This window comes from Peribacillus sp. NPDC097895, from assembly GCF_050277555.1.
Classification (GTDB): domain Bacteria; phylum Bacillota; class Bacilli; order Bacillales; family DSM-1321; genus Peribacillus.
Map to the genome: position 1 here is coordinate 188,650 of NZ_JBNNSH010000004.1, position 16,047 is coordinate 204,696.

At 36.5% G+C, this 16,047-nt stretch carries 14 protein-coding genes and 1 pseudogene; 10 read left to right on the forward strand and 5 right to left on the reverse strand.

Going from position 1 to position 16,047, the window contains the following annotated elements:
• Positions 1–43: 43 nt before the first annotated feature.
• The 4 genes from ACQKMH_RS20020 to ACQKMH_RS20035 all read right to left on the reverse strand — a co-directional run bounded on the left by ACQKMH_RS20020 (position 44) and on the right by ACQKMH_RS20035 (position 4,116).
• Positions 44–865 carry a carbohydrate ABC transporter permease gene (locus ACQKMH_RS20020; protein ID WP_427589162.1) on the reverse strand — a complete coding sequence of 274 codons (822 nt, stop codon included), beginning with the start codon at positions 863–865 and terminating at the stop codon, positions 44–46.
• Positions 865–1,698, reverse strand: a complete 834-nt coding sequence (locus ACQKMH_RS20025; protein ID WP_230162282.1) for a carbohydrate ABC transporter permease — start codon at positions 1,696–1,698, stop codon at positions 865–867. The genes ACQKMH_RS20020 and ACQKMH_RS20025 overlap by 1 nt, the downstream gene beginning before the upstream one ends.
• A gap of 46 nt (positions 1,699–1,744) precedes the next feature.
• Positions 1,745–2,974 (reverse strand): ABC transporter substrate-binding protein, encoded by a 1,230-nt coding sequence (locus tag ACQKMH_RS20030; protein ID WP_427589163.1) that lies wholly within the window; start codon positions 2,972–2,974, stop codon positions 1,745–1,747.
• 149 nt (positions 2,975–3,123) lie between these two features.
• Entirely contained in the window at positions 3,124–4,116 is a 993-nt protein-coding gene (locus ACQKMH_RS20035) for a LacI family DNA-binding transcriptional regulator (RefSeq protein WP_339201775.1), read from the reverse strand.
• Positions 4,117–5,187: 1,071 nt separating this feature from the next.
• Between ACQKMH_RS20035 and ACQKMH_RS20040 the strand changes: the two genes are divergently transcribed.
• The 9 genes and pseudogenes from ACQKMH_RS20040 to ACQKMH_RS20080 all read left to right on the forward strand — a co-directional run bounded on the left by ACQKMH_RS20040 (position 5,188) and on the right by ACQKMH_RS20080 (position 13,337).
• Positions 5,188–5,370, forward strand: coding sequence for a hypothetical protein (locus ACQKMH_RS20040; RefSeq protein WP_427589164.1), 183 nt, complete (start codon positions 5,188–5,190; stop codon positions 5,368–5,370).
• A 280-nt stretch (positions 5,371–5,650) separates the two neighbouring features.
• Positions 5,651–6,376 (forward strand): ThuA domain-containing protein, encoded by a 726-nt coding sequence (locus ACQKMH_RS20045; RefSeq protein WP_427589368.1) that lies wholly within the window; start codon positions 5,651–5,653, stop codon positions 6,374–6,376.
• 23 nt (positions 6,377–6,399) lie between these two features.
• Positions 6,400–7,452: a Gfo/Idh/MocA family protein gene (locus tag ACQKMH_RS20050; protein WP_427589165.1), complete on the forward strand. Its 1,053-nt coding sequence runs from the start codon at positions 6,400–6,402 to the stop codon at positions 7,450–7,452.
• Between the two features lie 62 nt (positions 7,453–7,514).
• Positions 7,515–8,483, forward strand: a complete 969-nt coding sequence (locus ACQKMH_RS20055) for a sugar phosphate isomerase/epimerase family protein (protein ID WP_427589166.1) — start codon at positions 7,515–7,517, stop codon at positions 8,481–8,483.
• Between the two features lie 134 nt (positions 8,484–8,617).
• On the forward strand, positions 8,618–9,757 hold the full coding sequence (locus ACQKMH_RS20060) for an ABC transporter ATP-binding protein (RefSeq protein ID WP_427589167.1): 1,140 nt from the start codon (positions 8,618–8,620) through the stop codon (positions 9,755–9,757).
• 468 nt (positions 9,758–10,225) lie between these two features.
• The gene (locus ACQKMH_RS20065; protein ID WP_427589168.1) at positions 10,226–11,224 is read left to right on the forward strand and encodes an ROK family glucokinase; all 999 of its coding nucleotides are present in this window, start codon (positions 10,226–10,228) and stop codon (positions 11,222–11,224) included.
• Positions 11,225–11,357: 133 nt separating this feature from the next.
• A complete protein-coding gene (locus ACQKMH_RS20070; RefSeq protein ID WP_133345271.1) occupies positions 11,358–11,540 on the forward strand; it encodes a hypothetical protein in 183 nt (60 codons plus the stop codon).
• A pseudogene (locus ACQKMH_RS20075) lies at positions 11,518–11,643 on the forward strand (recombinase family protein); the annotation flags it as partial. The gene ACQKMH_RS20070 and the pseudogene ACQKMH_RS20075, both read left to right, overlap by 23 nt.
• Before the next feature lie 281 nt (positions 11,644–11,924).
• Positions 11,925–13,337 (forward strand): DHA2 family efflux MFS transporter permease subunit, encoded by a 1,413-nt coding sequence (locus tag ACQKMH_RS20080; RefSeq protein WP_427589169.1) that lies wholly within the window; start codon positions 11,925–11,927, stop codon positions 13,335–13,337.
• Between the two features lie 385 nt (positions 13,338–13,722).
• Here the strand turns inward: ACQKMH_RS20080 and ACQKMH_RS20085 are convergent, their stop codons facing one another.
• Positions 13,723–13,962, reverse strand: coding sequence for a hypothetical protein (locus ACQKMH_RS20085; protein WP_427589170.1), 240 nt, complete (start codon positions 13,960–13,962; stop codon positions 13,723–13,725).
• Positions 13,963–14,453: 491 nt separating this feature from the next.
• Between ACQKMH_RS20085 and ACQKMH_RS20090 the strand changes: the two genes are divergently transcribed.
• A complete protein-coding gene (locus ACQKMH_RS20090) occupies positions 14,454–15,551 on the forward strand; it encodes a helix-turn-helix domain-containing protein (protein ID WP_427589369.1) in 1,098 nt (365 codons plus the stop codon).
• Positions 15,552–16,047 lie beyond the last annotated feature (496 nt).

Sequence of the window (16,047 nt, forward strand, 5' to 3'; positions counted from 1 at the left end):
CCTTTCACTTCTAAATTGTTTCTTAATCAGTCTCATATTTCCCTTATTTAACAGCACCTTTTGTCACACCACTAATAATCCATTTTTGAGCTATGATATAAACAAGGACCATAGGGGAGAGTGCCATTAAATAGGAGGCAAATGCTAAGTTATAATTTGTTGTAAACTGTGACTGGAATACATATTGAACAAGCGGCAATGTCATCGAATCACGATCACTTAAAATAACAAGTGGTAACATAAAATCATTCCATGCCCACAAACATGTTAAAATTCCGACTGTTGCGTTTATTGGGCTTAATAATGGAAAAATAACTTTCCAAAATACTGTCCAAATACTTGCTCCATCTACATAAGCTGCTTCTTCTAATGACTTGGGAATCGAACGTATATAGCCCACATAAATAAAAATATTAAAAGCCAAACCGTATACAATATACAGAAAGATAAGTCCTGTCATATTATTTAATCCGAATAGGCTAGTTTGCTTTACAACAGGCAACATAATGATCGGAAAAGGTACAAACATCGCACTAACAAAATAGTAATAAAGCAACTTAAAGAATCGTCTATGCATATTCCGTGCAATGGCATAAGCCACCATCGAATTTGTCAGTAATGTAAGAGCAACTGTAAAAACTGTAACGATAAAGCTATTTTTAATAGATTGAAAAAAATTCGTCAGGCGAATGGCTTCAGCGAAGTTTTCCCATCTTAATGTATAAGGCAGAGACAAAAGGGATTTACTCATTTCATCTGGTGACTTGAATGCTGTCACGACTGTTAGGTAGAGGGGAAATAAGATAACCAGTGAGCAAAAAATTAGCAGTATGGTTATAGGCCAATTTACTTTTTTACTTTCCATTACATATCCACCTCACGTTTTTGAAGGAATTTAATTTGCAGGATTGATATAACCACAATTAAAATAAAGTAGATCACAGAATTTGCTGCCTGATAAGCGAACTCCCCCCCTGAGAAGCCCCCTTTATATATCAATACCGAAATGGCTTCCGTGGATTGACCTGGACCTCCATTTGTCATTGCAATAATATGGTCAAATACCATCAAAAAGTTTTTCATCGCAAGCACCATATTTATGGTGAAGAAAGATGCAATAAGTGGAAATGTAATGTGTTTAAAACTTTTCCATTTTCCCGCACCATCTAAACTAGCAGCTTCGTACAATTCAGTTGGAATCGTTTGTAATCCTGCTAAATAGAGAATGGTATTAAATGCAACGGCTTGCCATACAGCCACAATCACAATTCCAACCCATGCTAAATCTGGGTTACCAAGAATATTTTGTGTTAAAGATGTGATGCCCAACTTTTCAGCAATTTGAGGGATAAAAAATGCAAATAAATAATTAAAGATAAACCCAACGATTAATACACTTAGAATATTCGGCACGAAAAACACAGCTCTAAGTGTATTTTGAAATTTAATCTTTGCATTAAGTCCTATGGCAATTGCCAAACTAATGATATTTACGAGTAAAGTGGAAACAATGGCAAATTTAAATGTAAAGCCATAGGAAGCCAAAATGCGTTGGTCTTGGAATAAATTCACATAGTTTTTTAAGCCAACAAAATTAAAATCCCCATACCCTTTATAATTTGTAAAACTATAAATCATTCCTTGAAAAACTGGAACTGTATGAAATACAAAAAATATTAAAAATGCTGGAAGCACCATCCAGTAATAGGCTTTGGATTGTTTAACCACTCGTTTTTCCCCCTTGTTATTCTCTCGCTTTGACTTTATTCCACTCATCATCCAGTTTTGAAAGGAACGGTTTGACTTCTCCTTTAATTAGAAAATCCTGTACTAAATTGGCTGCTTGCATACTAGCAGGGAAATAGTGTTCCGGAAAACTAGTGATTTTTTGTTGTACAAAATAAGGGTTTAACTCTTTTAAAGCTTCATCATTTTGTAAAACATTTTTAACTGCAGAAAAACTGTTTTGTTCTTTAATGTAATACTGTGAATTTTCCTTTTCTAATAAAAAATGAATAAACATTAACGCTTCTTTTTTATGTGGTGTATCTTTTGACATCGTTAATGCAGTATCTACACCTGATACGAGTTTGTTTTGAGATGAATCATTGGATGCAGGTAAGGGAAAGGAACCGAGTTTTATATTTGGGTTAATTGCTTTAATTGATGAGATTGCCCAGCTACCTTGGATATACATAACTGATTCACCATTTGCAAACGCCCGATTGCCTGCATTATAGTCACGGCCAAAATTATCCTTATGACCATAATCGAGCAATGTAAGCATTTTTTCTAAAGTTTCCTTGTAATGCTCTGTAAAAGTTGTTTTATTGGAATTGCGATCCTGGATAAAGTTGTCACCTTGCAAGTTTCCTGCTAAGGCATTAAATGAGACCATTGCAGTCCAAGCATCTTTATACGTAAAATAAAAAGGTAATTCTCCTTGTTTTTGAATCCGTTTTGAAACGTTAATTAGCTCATCCCATGTTTTGGGAACTTGTAACCCTAACTCTTTAAATTTATCCTTGTTATATAAAAGCATATTTGCATTCGTCGCAAAGGGAATTCCATTATCCTCATTATTCGTTCTACCTAATAAATTAAGCATATTAACATAGTCTGGTATAACTTTATTGATGGCTGAATCCTTTGAAAAATCATAAAATAATCCTTCTTCTGCAATATCGCCATACGTAGTATTGCCTCCGATCGCTAAAAGGTCTGGTACATCTTCTTTCACCAATCTCGTCCGTAATACCGTCTCGGAATCAGGAACGTTATTCTGTTCAATATCAATATTGGGGTGTAAATTTTCAAACCTTTCAATTAAATGATCAAATGTCGCTACAGCTTCCGGCTTATTTTGAAAAAATTCAATATGGATTTTTTCATCAGCTGTTGTTTGATTAGTACATCCTGTAAGTAAACTGGCTATAAATGCTGTAGTACAGAGGTAACGCCACTTATTCTTCATATACGTATCTCCCGTCTGAAAATTTCGTCTATTTTATGCATAAGTAAACGTTTACTCTAATGGAATCATCAATGATAGTAAACGTTTACGTTAAGCTGTTTATAATTGGAGTGATAATAGTGTAATCACCCCAACTTGTAACTTAACCTTTATTCGCTATATGAATGAACTGTATCACGTTCAGCAATATGATGAGGATAAAGCTGGTTTATTTTTAAAGATGGATCCAATAAAAGTTGAATGGAATCTTTACCCATCTTATATAAGGGCTGCGCTACCGTCGTAAGTGGGGGAATGGCCTTCTCAGCTGTAGCTGTATTATCGTATCCTATAATGGATATACTTTCCGGTACTCTGATTCCTTTTTTATATAAAAGTGATAAGGCTCCTACAGCCATTTCATCGCTTGCACAAAATACAGCTCTTACTTTTGGGTAACTTTTCAATAAATCGTCCATCCCCTCAATACCACTCTTGAAAGAAAAATCTCCATACGTGATCATTTCATTGGTCACTGTTATTCCCACGTGATTTAATGCGTCTGTAAAGCCTTTTACACGTGGAATTGTCGAAATGATATCGCTTTTTGTTCCTGCAATCATTCCAATATGTGAATGCCCTTTTTCTACTAAATAGGTCGTGGCATCGTAAGCAGCTTGATAATCATCTACTTTAATAAAGGGAAGGGGATAGTCTGATTGTGTTGCCACTAATACAACCGGTACATTGTTTGTTTCAATCGCTTTATAGTAATCTAGTGTGATAAATTCACTGACGATAATAATTCCATCCACCCGTTTTTCATACAATGCCTGCAAGTAGTTGATCGTTCGTTTACCATCATGATTGGTTTTACATATCATTACACTGTAACCAAACTCATGAGCTTGTTCCTCAATTCCGGCTAAAACCTCACTTGCAAATAAATCAGATACATTGGGAACGAGTACACCTATCGTTTTTGTTTTGCGATTAATTAAACCTCTTGCAACGGCATTAGGTTGATAACCAAGTTCTTTGATTACCTTTTTTACTCGTTGTTGTGTTTCATCCGAGTAGCCAGGCAAATTATTTAAAATACGAGAAACAGTCGCAACGGATACATTTGCTTGCTTTGCTACATCTTTAATGGTAATCGACATGTTTTACCAACTTTCTACGTAAACGTTTTCTAAAAAACCTTAACATATAAATAAAGCGTTTTCAATACAATTTATTTCAAAATTTGAATATTCTAACTTCCGTCAAACGACTTGTTTCATATGTAAACATTTAATCCGTTAATTTTACGATTATGTGAATGAAAAATATATGAAGCATATATTTTGAAAAAAGGGTTAATAGAGGTGGATGTAGATGTAAATAAAGGTTTTCGAAAACAAATGCCCCAGATAGAAAACGAAAACATAATATGATGTTACACACATACACAATGATAAATAAACAGTTGCAAATAGTTGGAGTGAAGAGAGGTTAACATAAGCGAAATCAAAAAACCATTCACAGAAAACCGAAATTACCAACACAAAATAGGCGACTATTTCTGCCATCTTTGGGGAGAGAAACAGACTCGTTGGAGATGGGAAATGAAAGAAAACATAGGAAGCACAGCCTATAAAAAGAAGAGTCTCCAGGATAGAAGATGTGTCTTTAGAAAGCCGAAGTTCGTGGATAAAAGTAAGCGCGACTTCCGAAAGTTCACGTGAGATAGTTAAAAGATTGCTAATGCTAATTGTACAGGTAAAACAACATTCTTTCAGCTAACGGGCGCGGGTTATATTCAAGAAGGAAGAAGCATAGTAAATCCGGACTGATCATCAATCGAATAAAAAATTTTTACCTTTGAATCTAAGTCCCAGATAAGTAAGTCTATCCTTTGATTCGAAGTAGCTATTTGTGCAAGAATAGTTCCCTTTTTTTGTAGTAACAGAATATCTATAAAATAAATAAAATTCAAAAATATCTGAAAAATCATTGAAAAGGTTTTACACATGTGCTAGTGTGTTTTTAGAAAACGTTTACGTAGAAAGTTGGTGGAAATTACTATTATTGATGCAGCAAAGAAAGCCAGTTTTATCTGTTTCTGGCATTCAGAAAAGTGATTGACGAGATTGGTTATCTGGCTAAGGCTGTTGTACTAGATATATTGCTTACTGGTTCTCAAAGTATCGAAACAATTAACAAGTGAAGTTTTAACAGGAATTGATGTTGGGATGATTGCCGGAACAAAAGGAGATGTCATTTCGACAATTCCTCGTGTAAATGGATTTAAGGACGCTATAAATGATGTTGGTGTTACGGTAACCATTCAAATGAGTACATATGGGTATTATGGTCTTCAACGTGGAATAGAAAGGGTGGTTCAAGTTTGGACTATCCAACATTTACAGCCGTAATCTGTTCAAGTGATGTAATGGCTGTTCCACAACTCACGGGCATTGACAGCCGTTATCCGCTATGAGGAAGACTACAGTACCATTAACGTAAACGTTTACGTTGTTTTTAACGACTTAATTCAGTGCAGGCCATAGAGTGATAGGTTGGCAGGCAGACCTCTAAAGAAAATACTTTAGAAAGCGGTTGGGCAGTCAAATCGACAGCTTATGTATTGTGAAGTTGGAGATTTACGGATAATAATTTCAATACATCAAATCAAAATGAGAGGGAGTATTTATGATGGTAAAAGTAACTGTATGGAATGAAAATCGACATGAACAAAAAAATCCAGTTGTTAGAGAAGTCTACCCTGAAGGTATTCATGGTGCTATTGCAGCATTTTTAAAAGAAAGCGGATTTGATGTAAAAACAGCTACATTGGATGATCCCGAACACGGTTTAACAGATGCTGTATTAGAAGAAACAGATGTGCTGATTTGGTGGGGGCATTTAGCTCACGATGAAGTAGACGATGTAATTGTTAAAAAGGTAAAGAAGCGTGTATTAGATGGAATGGGCTTAATCGTATTGCATTCAGGCCATTTCTCCAAAATTTTCAAAACATTAATGGGTACAAGTTGTGATTTAAAATGGCGCGAAGCAGATGAAAAAGAGCGTCTTTGGGTAACAGATCCTAGTCATCCGATTACTGAAGGCATTTCAGAATATATCGAGCTAGAACGCGAAGAAATGTACGGGGAACATTTTGATATCCCGGCTCCAGACGAATTAGTCTTTACGAGTTGGTTCGAAGGTGGGGAAGTTTTCCGCAGTGGTTGCACATATAAAAGAGGCAATGGAAAAGTCTTTTATTTTAGACCAGGCCATGAAACGTATCCAACATATCACAATAAAGATATTCAACGTGTCATTATAAATGGCGTGAAATGGGCACACCCAGTTGACAGAAAACGTCCTATATACGGAAATGCAACACCACTGGAACGAATTGCAGTGAAAAATTAAGGATAATAAAGGGGAAACTGATTATGAAAACAGTAAAAGTAGGGATTATAGGTTGTGGAAGTATCGCTCAACTTCGTCATTTACCAGAATATAAAATGAATAAAGAAGTAGAGATTGTAGCAGTTTGTGATATAAATGAACAGCGCGCCATTGAAGTTTCCAAGCAGTATGATGCAAAAGTATATAAAAATTATGAAGAGTTACTCGCAAGCGAAACGGTAGATGCAGTGAGTGTTTGTGCACCAAATTATTTGCATGCGCCCATATCAATCGCAGCTTTAAACAAAGGCGTTCATGTATTGTGTGAAAAACCAATGGCTACGTCAAAAGAAGAAGCTCAGGCTATGATTCAAGCAGCAAAAGAAAGTGGCAAAAAACTTATGATCGGTCACAATCAACGCTTCGTTTCATCCCATCAAAAAGCACGTCAGCTTATTGAATGTGGTGAAATTGGAAGAATATATAGCTTCCGTACCGCATTTGGTCATGGAGGACCTGAGCAATGGAGTGTTGACGGTAAAGAGAGTTGGTTCTTTAAAAAGAATGAAGCGTTTATTGGAGCCATGGGAGATTTAGGTGTGCATAAAACAGATTTACTTCGTTACATTCTTGGTGAAGAAATCGTTGAAGTAGGTGCATTTGTGCAAACGAACGCTAAAGATTTTGCTAATGTCGATGACAACGCAGTATGTGTGTTAAAAACAGAAAGTGGAATTATTGGAACGCTCGCATCTAGTTGGGCGTACGTGGGTCAAGAAGATAACTCCACGATTATTTACGGTGAGAAAGGAATTCTTCGTTTAGAAGATCATCCAACGTATTCCTTAATCGTTCAATACGCAACAGGTGAGGTTGCAAATTATGAGCTTGGCAAAATTCAATCAAACGATGAGGGCGGCCAAGACAACTCACATGTGATTGAACAATTCGTAAATGCTATCGTAGAGGATAAAGAGCCAGCCGTTTCAGGAGAGGAAGGGGCAAAATCTCTATCTGTTATTCTAGCCGCTTTTGAATCTCATGAAACCAAACAAATTGTAAGTACCTTTTTAGCGATAAAAGAGCCAGCAGTTTAAAATCTGCTTTATAAAAATATCTTACCATATTAAGAATTTGGGACCTATAGGAGGAAAACAACGTGAAATTGGGTGTATTTACTGTTCTATTTGCAAACTATTCATTTGAAGACATGCTAGATAAAGTGCAAACAGCTGGGTTACATACCGTGGAAATTGGGACAGGCTGCTATCCAGGAAACCATCATTGCCCGTTAGATGAATTATTAGAAGATGCGAATGCGAGAGAAAGCTATAAAAAGAAAGTAGCGGATCGTGGATTGACGATTAGTGCATTTAGTTGTCACGGAAATCCTATCTCACCAGAAGAAGGGTTTGCAAAAGAATCCAAAGAAACCTTACGTAAAACGATTAAGCTGGCCTCTTTACTTGATGTACCTGTTGTCAACTGCTTTTCAGGAACAGCTGGTGATCACGAGGGGGCTAAATACCCAAACTGGCCGGTTACTCCATGGCCAAATGAATATGGTGAGATCTTAACTTGGCAATGGGAACAAAAGCTCATTCCTTATTGGAAAGAAGTAGGAGAGTATGCAAAAGAGAATAACGTGAAAATCGGATTAGAATTGCACGGAGGATTTTTAGTTCATACACCTTATACCTTGTTAAAACTTCGAGAACAAACATGTGATGCAATTGGAGCGAATTTAGATCCAAGTCACTTATGGTGGCAAGGAATTGATCCAGTGGCAGCCATTAAGATTTTAGCCAAAGAAAATGCCATTCATCATTTTCATGCCAAAGATACTTATTTAGATCAAGAAAATATTAATATGTTTGGGTTAACCGATATGCAACCATATGGAGAAGTTCGCTCGCGGGCATGGACGTTCCGTTCAGTTGGTTGTGGACATAGTTTAAAAGAATGGTCAGATATGATGAGTGCATTACGCACATACGGGTATGATTATGTGGTAAGTATCGAGCATGAAGATGCGATCATGTCTATTGATGAGGGATTCGAACGTGCAGTGACAAACTTACAAACGGTTTTAATTGAGGAATCACCTTCACAGATGTGGTGGGCATAACAAGTTAATTTTATTGAAAGATCGTTGTGGTATGAATCTACTTGATCCATATCACAATATTTTTTCAATATCAAATTATCATAAAATTCTAGTCTATAACAAATTAAAAAATCTGAATCAAGAAGGAGAAAACAATGGCCGAGTTAAGTTTAAATCATATTTATAAAATCTACGATAAAAACGTAACAGCAGTGAAAGATTTTAACCTTCAGATTGAAGATAAAGAATTTATTGTCTTTGTTGGTCCATCTGGTTGTGGTAAGTCAACTACTCTTCGCATGATTGCAGGACTTGAAGAGATTTCAAAAGGCGATTTTTTTATCGATGGTAAACGTGTCAACGACGTGGCACCAAAAGACCGAGATATTGCAATGGTATTCCAAAACTATGCTTTATATCCCCATATGAGCGTCTATGACAATATGGCATTCGGTCTGAAATTACGTAAATTCGCGAAAGAGGAAATTGATCGTCGTGTACAAGAGGCTGCCCATATCCTTGGTCTAGAGCAATACTTACAGCGTAAACCAAAGGCCCTTTCGGGTGGGCAACGTCAACGTGTTGCTTTAGGTCGTGCAATCGTTCGTGATGCAAAAGTATTTTTAATGGATGAACCTTTGTCCAATTTGGATGCAAAACTGCGTGTCCAAATGCGTTCTGAAATTGCTAAACTACATCAACGCTTACAAACCACCACAATTTATGTAACGCATGATCAAACAGAAGCGATGACCATGGCAACTCGTCTTGTTGTTATGAAAGATGGAATTGTTCAACAATTGGGTGCACCAAAAGAAGTATATGACGAACCTGCAAATGTATTTGTTGGCGGGTTCATTGGTTCTCCTGCGATGAACTTCTTTACTGGTACCTTAAAAGAGGGTATCTTCCATATCGGACCGATACGCATTGAGGTGCCAGAGGGAAAAATGAAAGGATTACGTGAGCAAGGATATATAGGTGAACAAATAATTTTAGGTGTACGTCCAGAAGATTTTCATGATGAGCTGATTTTCGTTGATGCCTCACCGAATACAACAATAAATATTAAAGTGGAAGTGGCAGAATTAATGGGTGCTGAAATAATGGTTTATTCACAAATTAATGATCAGAACTTTGTTTCGCGCGTGGATGCTCGTACAGAAGTGAAAGCAGGTCAACAAATGAAATTAGCTATAGACATGAACAAGGTACACTTCTTTGATAGTAAAACGGAGACTCGTATTTCACTTCCTATGAAAACACATAAAAGAAGAGAAGCTGATGTCTTATAACAGATGTATGAACTACGAGAAATAAGTTTTTTAATTTCAATTAAAAATATAGATAGTGAGGATTAATGGTAGAAAAAAATTGACGTTCTTCTTCGTCATGGACTCCAATCTCGATCTGGTGCTGAAATTTGTAGGAAAAGCATCATCTTTTAACAGTGACATTAATATTGTGAAAAAGGAAAAAAGGTAGTTGAGAAAAGTAAAATCGGGGGAATGGCCCTGACAGTTAGACATGGCAAAGGAGTTTAAATTTACTGCAGATGGGGACGATGAACAAAGGGCTATCGTAGCTCTAGAAAAATTTCTATTGAACAAGGAAAGATAGGAGTTAAACTTCTTAATTACTATATAAAAAAGTAAAGCTGTATAGTCGATAGCTAGTACAAGATTAACGAATTTAATCTTAACTTGCCGTAAGGTGAAGGCATACAGTTCCTTGCCAACTTGAATGAAAATGGGTGAGTATTGATGGATGAAAAATGGTTAGTGGGTGCAGATATAGGCGGTACAACTATTAAAATGGCATTTATCAATCAAAATGGTGAGATTATATATAAATGGAAAATTCCTACCAATATAAATGAAAAAGGGAAAAATATTCCTAAGGAGATGGCTAAATCAATAGATCAAACATTAAGTGACTTGGGGCAAGAAAAACAGAAGTTAATTGGTATTGGGGTTGGAGCACCCGGTCCTGTTAACTTGGGGAATGGTTCTATTGATGTCGCAGTTAACTTAGGGTGGAATAACTTTCCTTTGAAGGATCTTCTTGAAATGGGAACATCTTTGCCAGTCATAGTTGATAATGACGCAAATGCAGCAGCCATTGGGGAGATGTGGAAAGGTGCTGGACAAGGTTCAAAAGATTTATTATGTATCACCTTGGGAACGGGCATTGGTGGTGGAATTATTTCCAATGGGCAAATTGTACATGGAATAAATGGGGCAGGTGGCGAAATAGGGCATATTACCTCTCTCGTAGAGGATGGGGCACCTTGTAATTGTGGGAAAACGGGATGTATTGAAACCATAGCATCTGCCACAGGTATTGTTCGTTTAGCGATTGAAGAATTATCTTTTACTGAGACACCAAGTAGACTGAGGGATTTTTACAATGAACATCAAATATTATCATCTGAGCTAGTATTTGAAGTAGCGAATGAGGGTGATGAATTAGCTAATAGAGTGATTGGGAAAGTTACCCTTTATTTAGGATTAGCATTAGCTCATCTTGCGAATGGTTTAAATCCTGAGAAAATTATCATTGGTGGAGGAGTTTCCAAAGCAGGGGATGCACTGTTAGTACCTTTAAAAGAGCAATTTACTCGTTTTGCTTTTCCAAGAGTATTGCAAGGAGTGGAGTTAGCCAATGCCACGTTAGGAAATGATGCAGGAATTATGGGAGGCGCTTGGTTGGTGAAAAAAAGATTACTAAACAGGAATGGAAATACACCTTTATATTTGTGATAGCACAATGAAAAGGTATAAGAATCAGAAAATAATAATTTTATTTTTTACTATTTAAAGAGCATCGGTATTTTCAAAGTGCTCTTTTTTAATTTCAGCACAAAACTTATATTCTACAAGGGGATACAATGTAATGACGAAATGGGTAGGGAAGACTAAAGATAAGAACACTCTGGCCATTCATCAAGCCACTAACGAAAAACAAGGTAACCTACTTTATAAAATGACATTATCCTTAGTTGATAATATTTATACAAGAAGAAACCGAGAAACGAAAAATTACTTGAAAGATGAGATCATATATAACCAAGGATAAAATAGTCTTGGTCCTACGAATGTATGACAGTAAGGAATACTCCATTAAAGGAATTATTTCACAGGTTTTTTTATACAGAGCTATTCTGAAACGGACCCTATAAACAACATAAGGAGCATACACTTTGCTCCTGTGTTCCCCATCATCTCTCTACTTATCTGCTACTTTTCGGTCTGTGACAGCAACCCTATGACTAGGCCAATAGAAAGTACATCAATTGCAGCCTGTTCTTCAAAGGAAATCCACTTTTATTTGTAGGGAAAGTAAGTATTTAATGCCGACTTTATTGCTTATATTTTTAACAGCAAATAACTGGATATCTGATATGAATTCGTGTAATCTACAAAAGTATGTTTTTTTCCAAATCGGAAAGGGGGACCATAATTGAGTTCAACAAAAAGTAAACAGTCAACAATTGTTGCCCTTTTGCTTGCGGGTACATTTATTGCGATCTTGAATCAAACATTAATGATAACCGCGATTCCTCCTGTAATGGAGGAAATGAATATTACGGCAAATAGTGCACAGTGGCTAACTACCGTTTTTATGCTTGTTAATGGGATCATGATCCCTGTTAGCGCGTTTTTACTGGAGCGCTTTACCACCAGACAGCTCTTCCTTTCAGCCATGGGGATTTTTGCTATTGGTACATTGGTAGCGGGGCTAGCTCCAAATTTTGGAATGCTGCTGCTAGGAAGGATGATTCAGTCGAGCGGAGCAGGAATTATGCTCCCGTTAATGCAAACAGTCTTCCTAATGATTTTCCCTGTTCATAAACGGGGTGCAGCCATGGGACTGGTCGGGCTGGTCATTTCCTTCGCGCCGGCAATTGGGCCCGCTTTGTCGGGCTGGGTTACGGAGACCTACTCATGGAGGGTGTTATTCTTTATCATACTTCCAATTGCTATTATTGATATCATAGTTGCGTTCTTCGCTTTAAAAAATGTAACAGAAGTTACACGGCCAAAAGTGGATGTGCTTTCGATTGTTTTATCTTCTGTAGGTTTCGGTGGATTATTGTATGGATTTACAGCTGCTGGTAATTATGGCTGGACAGACGGGAGTACCATCATATCCCTAGGCATTGGAACAATTTCACTTGTTTGGTTTATCAAAAGGCAATTGCGATTGAAGCATCCAATGCTGGAGTTCCGGGTGTTCACGTATTCATTATTCCCGATTGCTATCATTATTGGAGCCATTACCTTTATGGGGCTGATTGGTGCCGAAACGCTCATCCCGCTATTTATGCAAAACATGCGAGGATTTACTGCCTTTGAAGCTGGATTAGCGATACTACCTGGAGCACTTATTACCGGTATAATGTCACCGTTCATTGGACGTATTTTTGACCGGATTGGGGCCAGGTGGTTGGTTATTGGCGGATTACTCCTCATAACCGCTTCCTCCTTTACTTTTATAGATGTTGGTCCTTCGACAAGTTTTACATTTATAATGGTAATGTACAGTATTCGGATGTTCGGATTAGCCATGGTTATGATGCCTGTTTCAACGGCCGCCTTAAACCAGCTGCCTAAACGGTTAATCGCCCATGGAGCAGCAATGGATAATACGATGAAAATGATTGCCGCTTCTGTAGGTACTGCAATACTTGTTACCGTAATGACATCAGCTACCGAAAATGCTCAGCAGCGTCACGAGATAGTCCATCCTGATATGTATGGCGCACAAATCTCATTTATTGTCATCGCTGTACTTTCGTTAATTAGCTTCCTGATTTCTTTTAAAATAAAGGATCAAAAATCAGCAGGAAAAGAGTTCGGGGAGAGGAATTAAATATTTGAATATGAGTTTTTTAAGCTTGAAAAGAATCACAATATAGATTTCATCTACTTGTGATTCTTTTTAAACTAAATATCCTTTTTTCGCCGCCAGGCTCCTCACCTTATTGAACTTCCTCAGTTTAATACGTTTTTCTCGTAAAAACCAGCTTATTCGCAGGGGGTACATTTTGAATGTATGTTAACGGATATATGAAGTAACTTAGGGACATTAAGGCATTGTGAAATAAAAGAACAATGGAATTTTACCATGTTATGAACATTTTCCAACTCCGCCCCTGGAGGCTTTCCTCCCATGTCCTATCATTCCTACGTCAGGCCTATCTAAGGGATTCTAAAAAAGAGGGAGAACATCCAGATGATTTGTTCTCCCTCTTTTATCATTTTCTTTCTTTATAAAAAGAAGTAAAAATACATGAATTAAATGTAGGTGTAAAAATATCTTTTATTAAATATGGACTATTTTTCAAATCCTTAATCTTTAAACCATTTTCGAAACTGGATCTTTTAAGAGCGCGCCATTCAATAGAGTCCAAAATCAGCAAAAACCCCTCTGAATATGAAGATTCTATATATAAACTCCCCAAACCACAAATGAATCGCATGGCGTTATTTTTCAAAAACTTTCTCCAAATATATCTCTGAAGTGGAAAGCTGCTCATGGCCCAGACTCTTCATAATCTGATAGACATCCACTCCATTTAAGTGAGAATGATGGCAAAAGCATGCCTAAAGGTATGAGGACCTAAATAAATCCTATCTTTATTTAGGTGTACTATAATTAGTAGATAATCAGATTCAACAATTATAATAATATTTTCGGATTCAAATATTAAATTGATAATGATTATATAAGAGGAATTTAGAATTATCCTTATTTAAGTCAATATGAATAAATAGTTAATCCTGAGATATATAGACATATAGCAATAAAATAAAAAGGGTGAATAGACAAATTATGAATAAACTAATCCATGTAAAAAACATTTAGACTGTATCTTATGAAATGGGGGAAACGGTTTTTGTTCTCCTAACATGTACGGAAGAAGATGACCCAGAGAGTTTTTACTACTTTAAACAATATGAGAAAAAAGAAGGCTTGATTTTGGAAGTGATCGAGCACCCACGTCTCCAATATCGTGTGAAATTTGGCCAGGCGGAAGCAGTCTTGTATCATGAGGAATTGACGAATGGGAACCAACGGAATGTTCCAAAAACCGGAACGGATAATCAAGAAGGATGGGAGGGGGATAAAGTGGAATGGTATACACAAAAAGAAGTAGCTGATTTATTAGGAGTATCCAAGGCAACGGTCTACCATTATGGAAAGCAGAAGAAAATCATGAAAATTCTGGACCCACATCGATTACATAAAGAGGCACGATATGAAAAAGCGGAAGTGGATCGATTAGTCTATGAAAAGCAATCTTTCCCTACAGGTATGAGCCCAAATGAAGTTGCAAAGAAATTGGGATTATCTGTACAAAGTGTTTATAAGTATATTCAAGATGGTTCAATAAAAGCTGAATCCGTCCCTTATGGTGATGAAAGAATCACGTATGTAATTTCAGAAACGGCCTATCAGGAAGCAGAGAAATCACTCAAACCATCTGAAATACAGCGACCAAAAAAACATGAATATTATGATTCGAAAAATGATATTGTTTTGTATCAAAGATTTCATTCGACTAAAATACCAGAGGCACGTGTGATTCGTAATGAAGAAAAAGTATTTGGTTTCTACTTACCCAATATCCAAAAGTGGTTGACGTATGAAGAAGGAATGAAAACTTATACTTTAAAGCCATCATACTCGATCCACCAACCTACTTTGGATTATAAAGGATATGTTGAGTTTCAGGTACCAAAAAATGAAGTTGTATTTTATCCATTCCTTGACTATTTATATGAAATTTGGGGTATGGAAAACGTAAGAATGAGAGAACAAGATAGTTCAGTTTTAATCTTCATTCGGGCAGGGGAGAGACCATTAATATCTGAGGTGTTTGGTATTGCTGATATCTTACCGTATTTAATCAATGGTGAAATGCATCATGAAGATGATACTTTGATATTGCGTAGTTCCAATAGAAAAACTAGTTTTGAGTTACCTATCGAATTGTTAGAAACAATTTCAGATTTAGCTGAACAAGAAGGAATTAGTATTAGTAAATGGGTTGAGCAAAAATTATCTTCGATAATAAAATAACTATAAAAAATTTTTTATGGCGAAAATGGTGCAAAGGCAATCTCACCTGGATCCTACAGGCTATACTTTACGGCCCTTAATGATTTGATTCTGTCTTCGGAAAAGGTACAGAGTCGGCATTATCTAAATTCCGGAAAGAAAAATGATAGGTACAAGAAGGCAGGTAACCCACCTTTCAGTAATTTATTTACTTCATAACAAAATGGATGAATATTTAAGCCCGACTGGCGGCAACCGGTCGGGCTATTTGATGTTAAAAACATGTGCGAGGTTGTCGGAGGTTTCTTCTTAAACTAAACACTGGATTATACGTTTGGAAATTTACAAAAATGGTAATATATATATTCTATTGTGATTTTCTAACCGAAAAAGTGAGATTTATACATGAGAAAGGAGTTTATTTTTTGAGTCCATATGATTTATTATTAGAGCCTATTTTAAACTTTTTAACCTGGTCTTCAAAAAATTGAAGAGTATTTAATAACAAATAAGAAGA

Coding starts and splice junctions, on each gene's coding strand:
- ACQKMH_RS20020 (WP_427589162.1), bottom strand. CDS start 865: ATGGAAAGTAAAAAAGTAAATTGGCCTATAACCATACTGCTAATTTTT.
- ACQKMH_RS20025 (WP_230162282.1), bottom strand. CDS start 1,698: ATGGTGCTTCCAGCATTTTTAATATTTTTTGTATTTCATACAGTTCCA.
- ACQKMH_RS20030 (WP_427589163.1), bottom strand. CDS start 2,974: ATGAAGAATAAGTGGCGTTACCTCTGTACTACAGCATTTATAGCCAGT.
- ACQKMH_RS20035 (WP_339201775.1), bottom strand. CDS start 4,116: ATGTCGATTACCATTAAAGATGTAGCAAAGCAAGCAAATGTATCCGTT.
- ACQKMH_RS20040 (WP_427589164.1), top strand. CDS start 5,188: ATGATTGCCGGAACAAAAGGAGATGTCATTTCGACAATTCCTCGTGTA.
- ACQKMH_RS20045 (WP_427589368.1), top strand. CDS start 5,651: ATGGTAAAAGTAACTGTATGGAATGAAAATCGACATGAACAAAAAAAT.
- ACQKMH_RS20050 (WP_427589165.1), top strand. CDS start 6,400: ATGAAAACAGTAAAAGTAGGGATTATAGGTTGTGGAAGTATCGCTCAA.
- ACQKMH_RS20060 (WP_427589167.1), top strand. CDS start 8,618: ATGGCCGAGTTAAGTTTAAATCATATTTATAAAATCTACGATAAAAAC.
- ACQKMH_RS20065 (WP_427589168.1), top strand. CDS start 10,226: ATGGATGAAAAATGGTTAGTGGGTGCAGATATAGGCGGTACAACTATT.
- ACQKMH_RS20070 (WP_133345271.1), top strand. CDS start 11,358: ATGACGAAATGGGTAGGGAAGACTAAAGATAAGAACACTCTGGCCATT.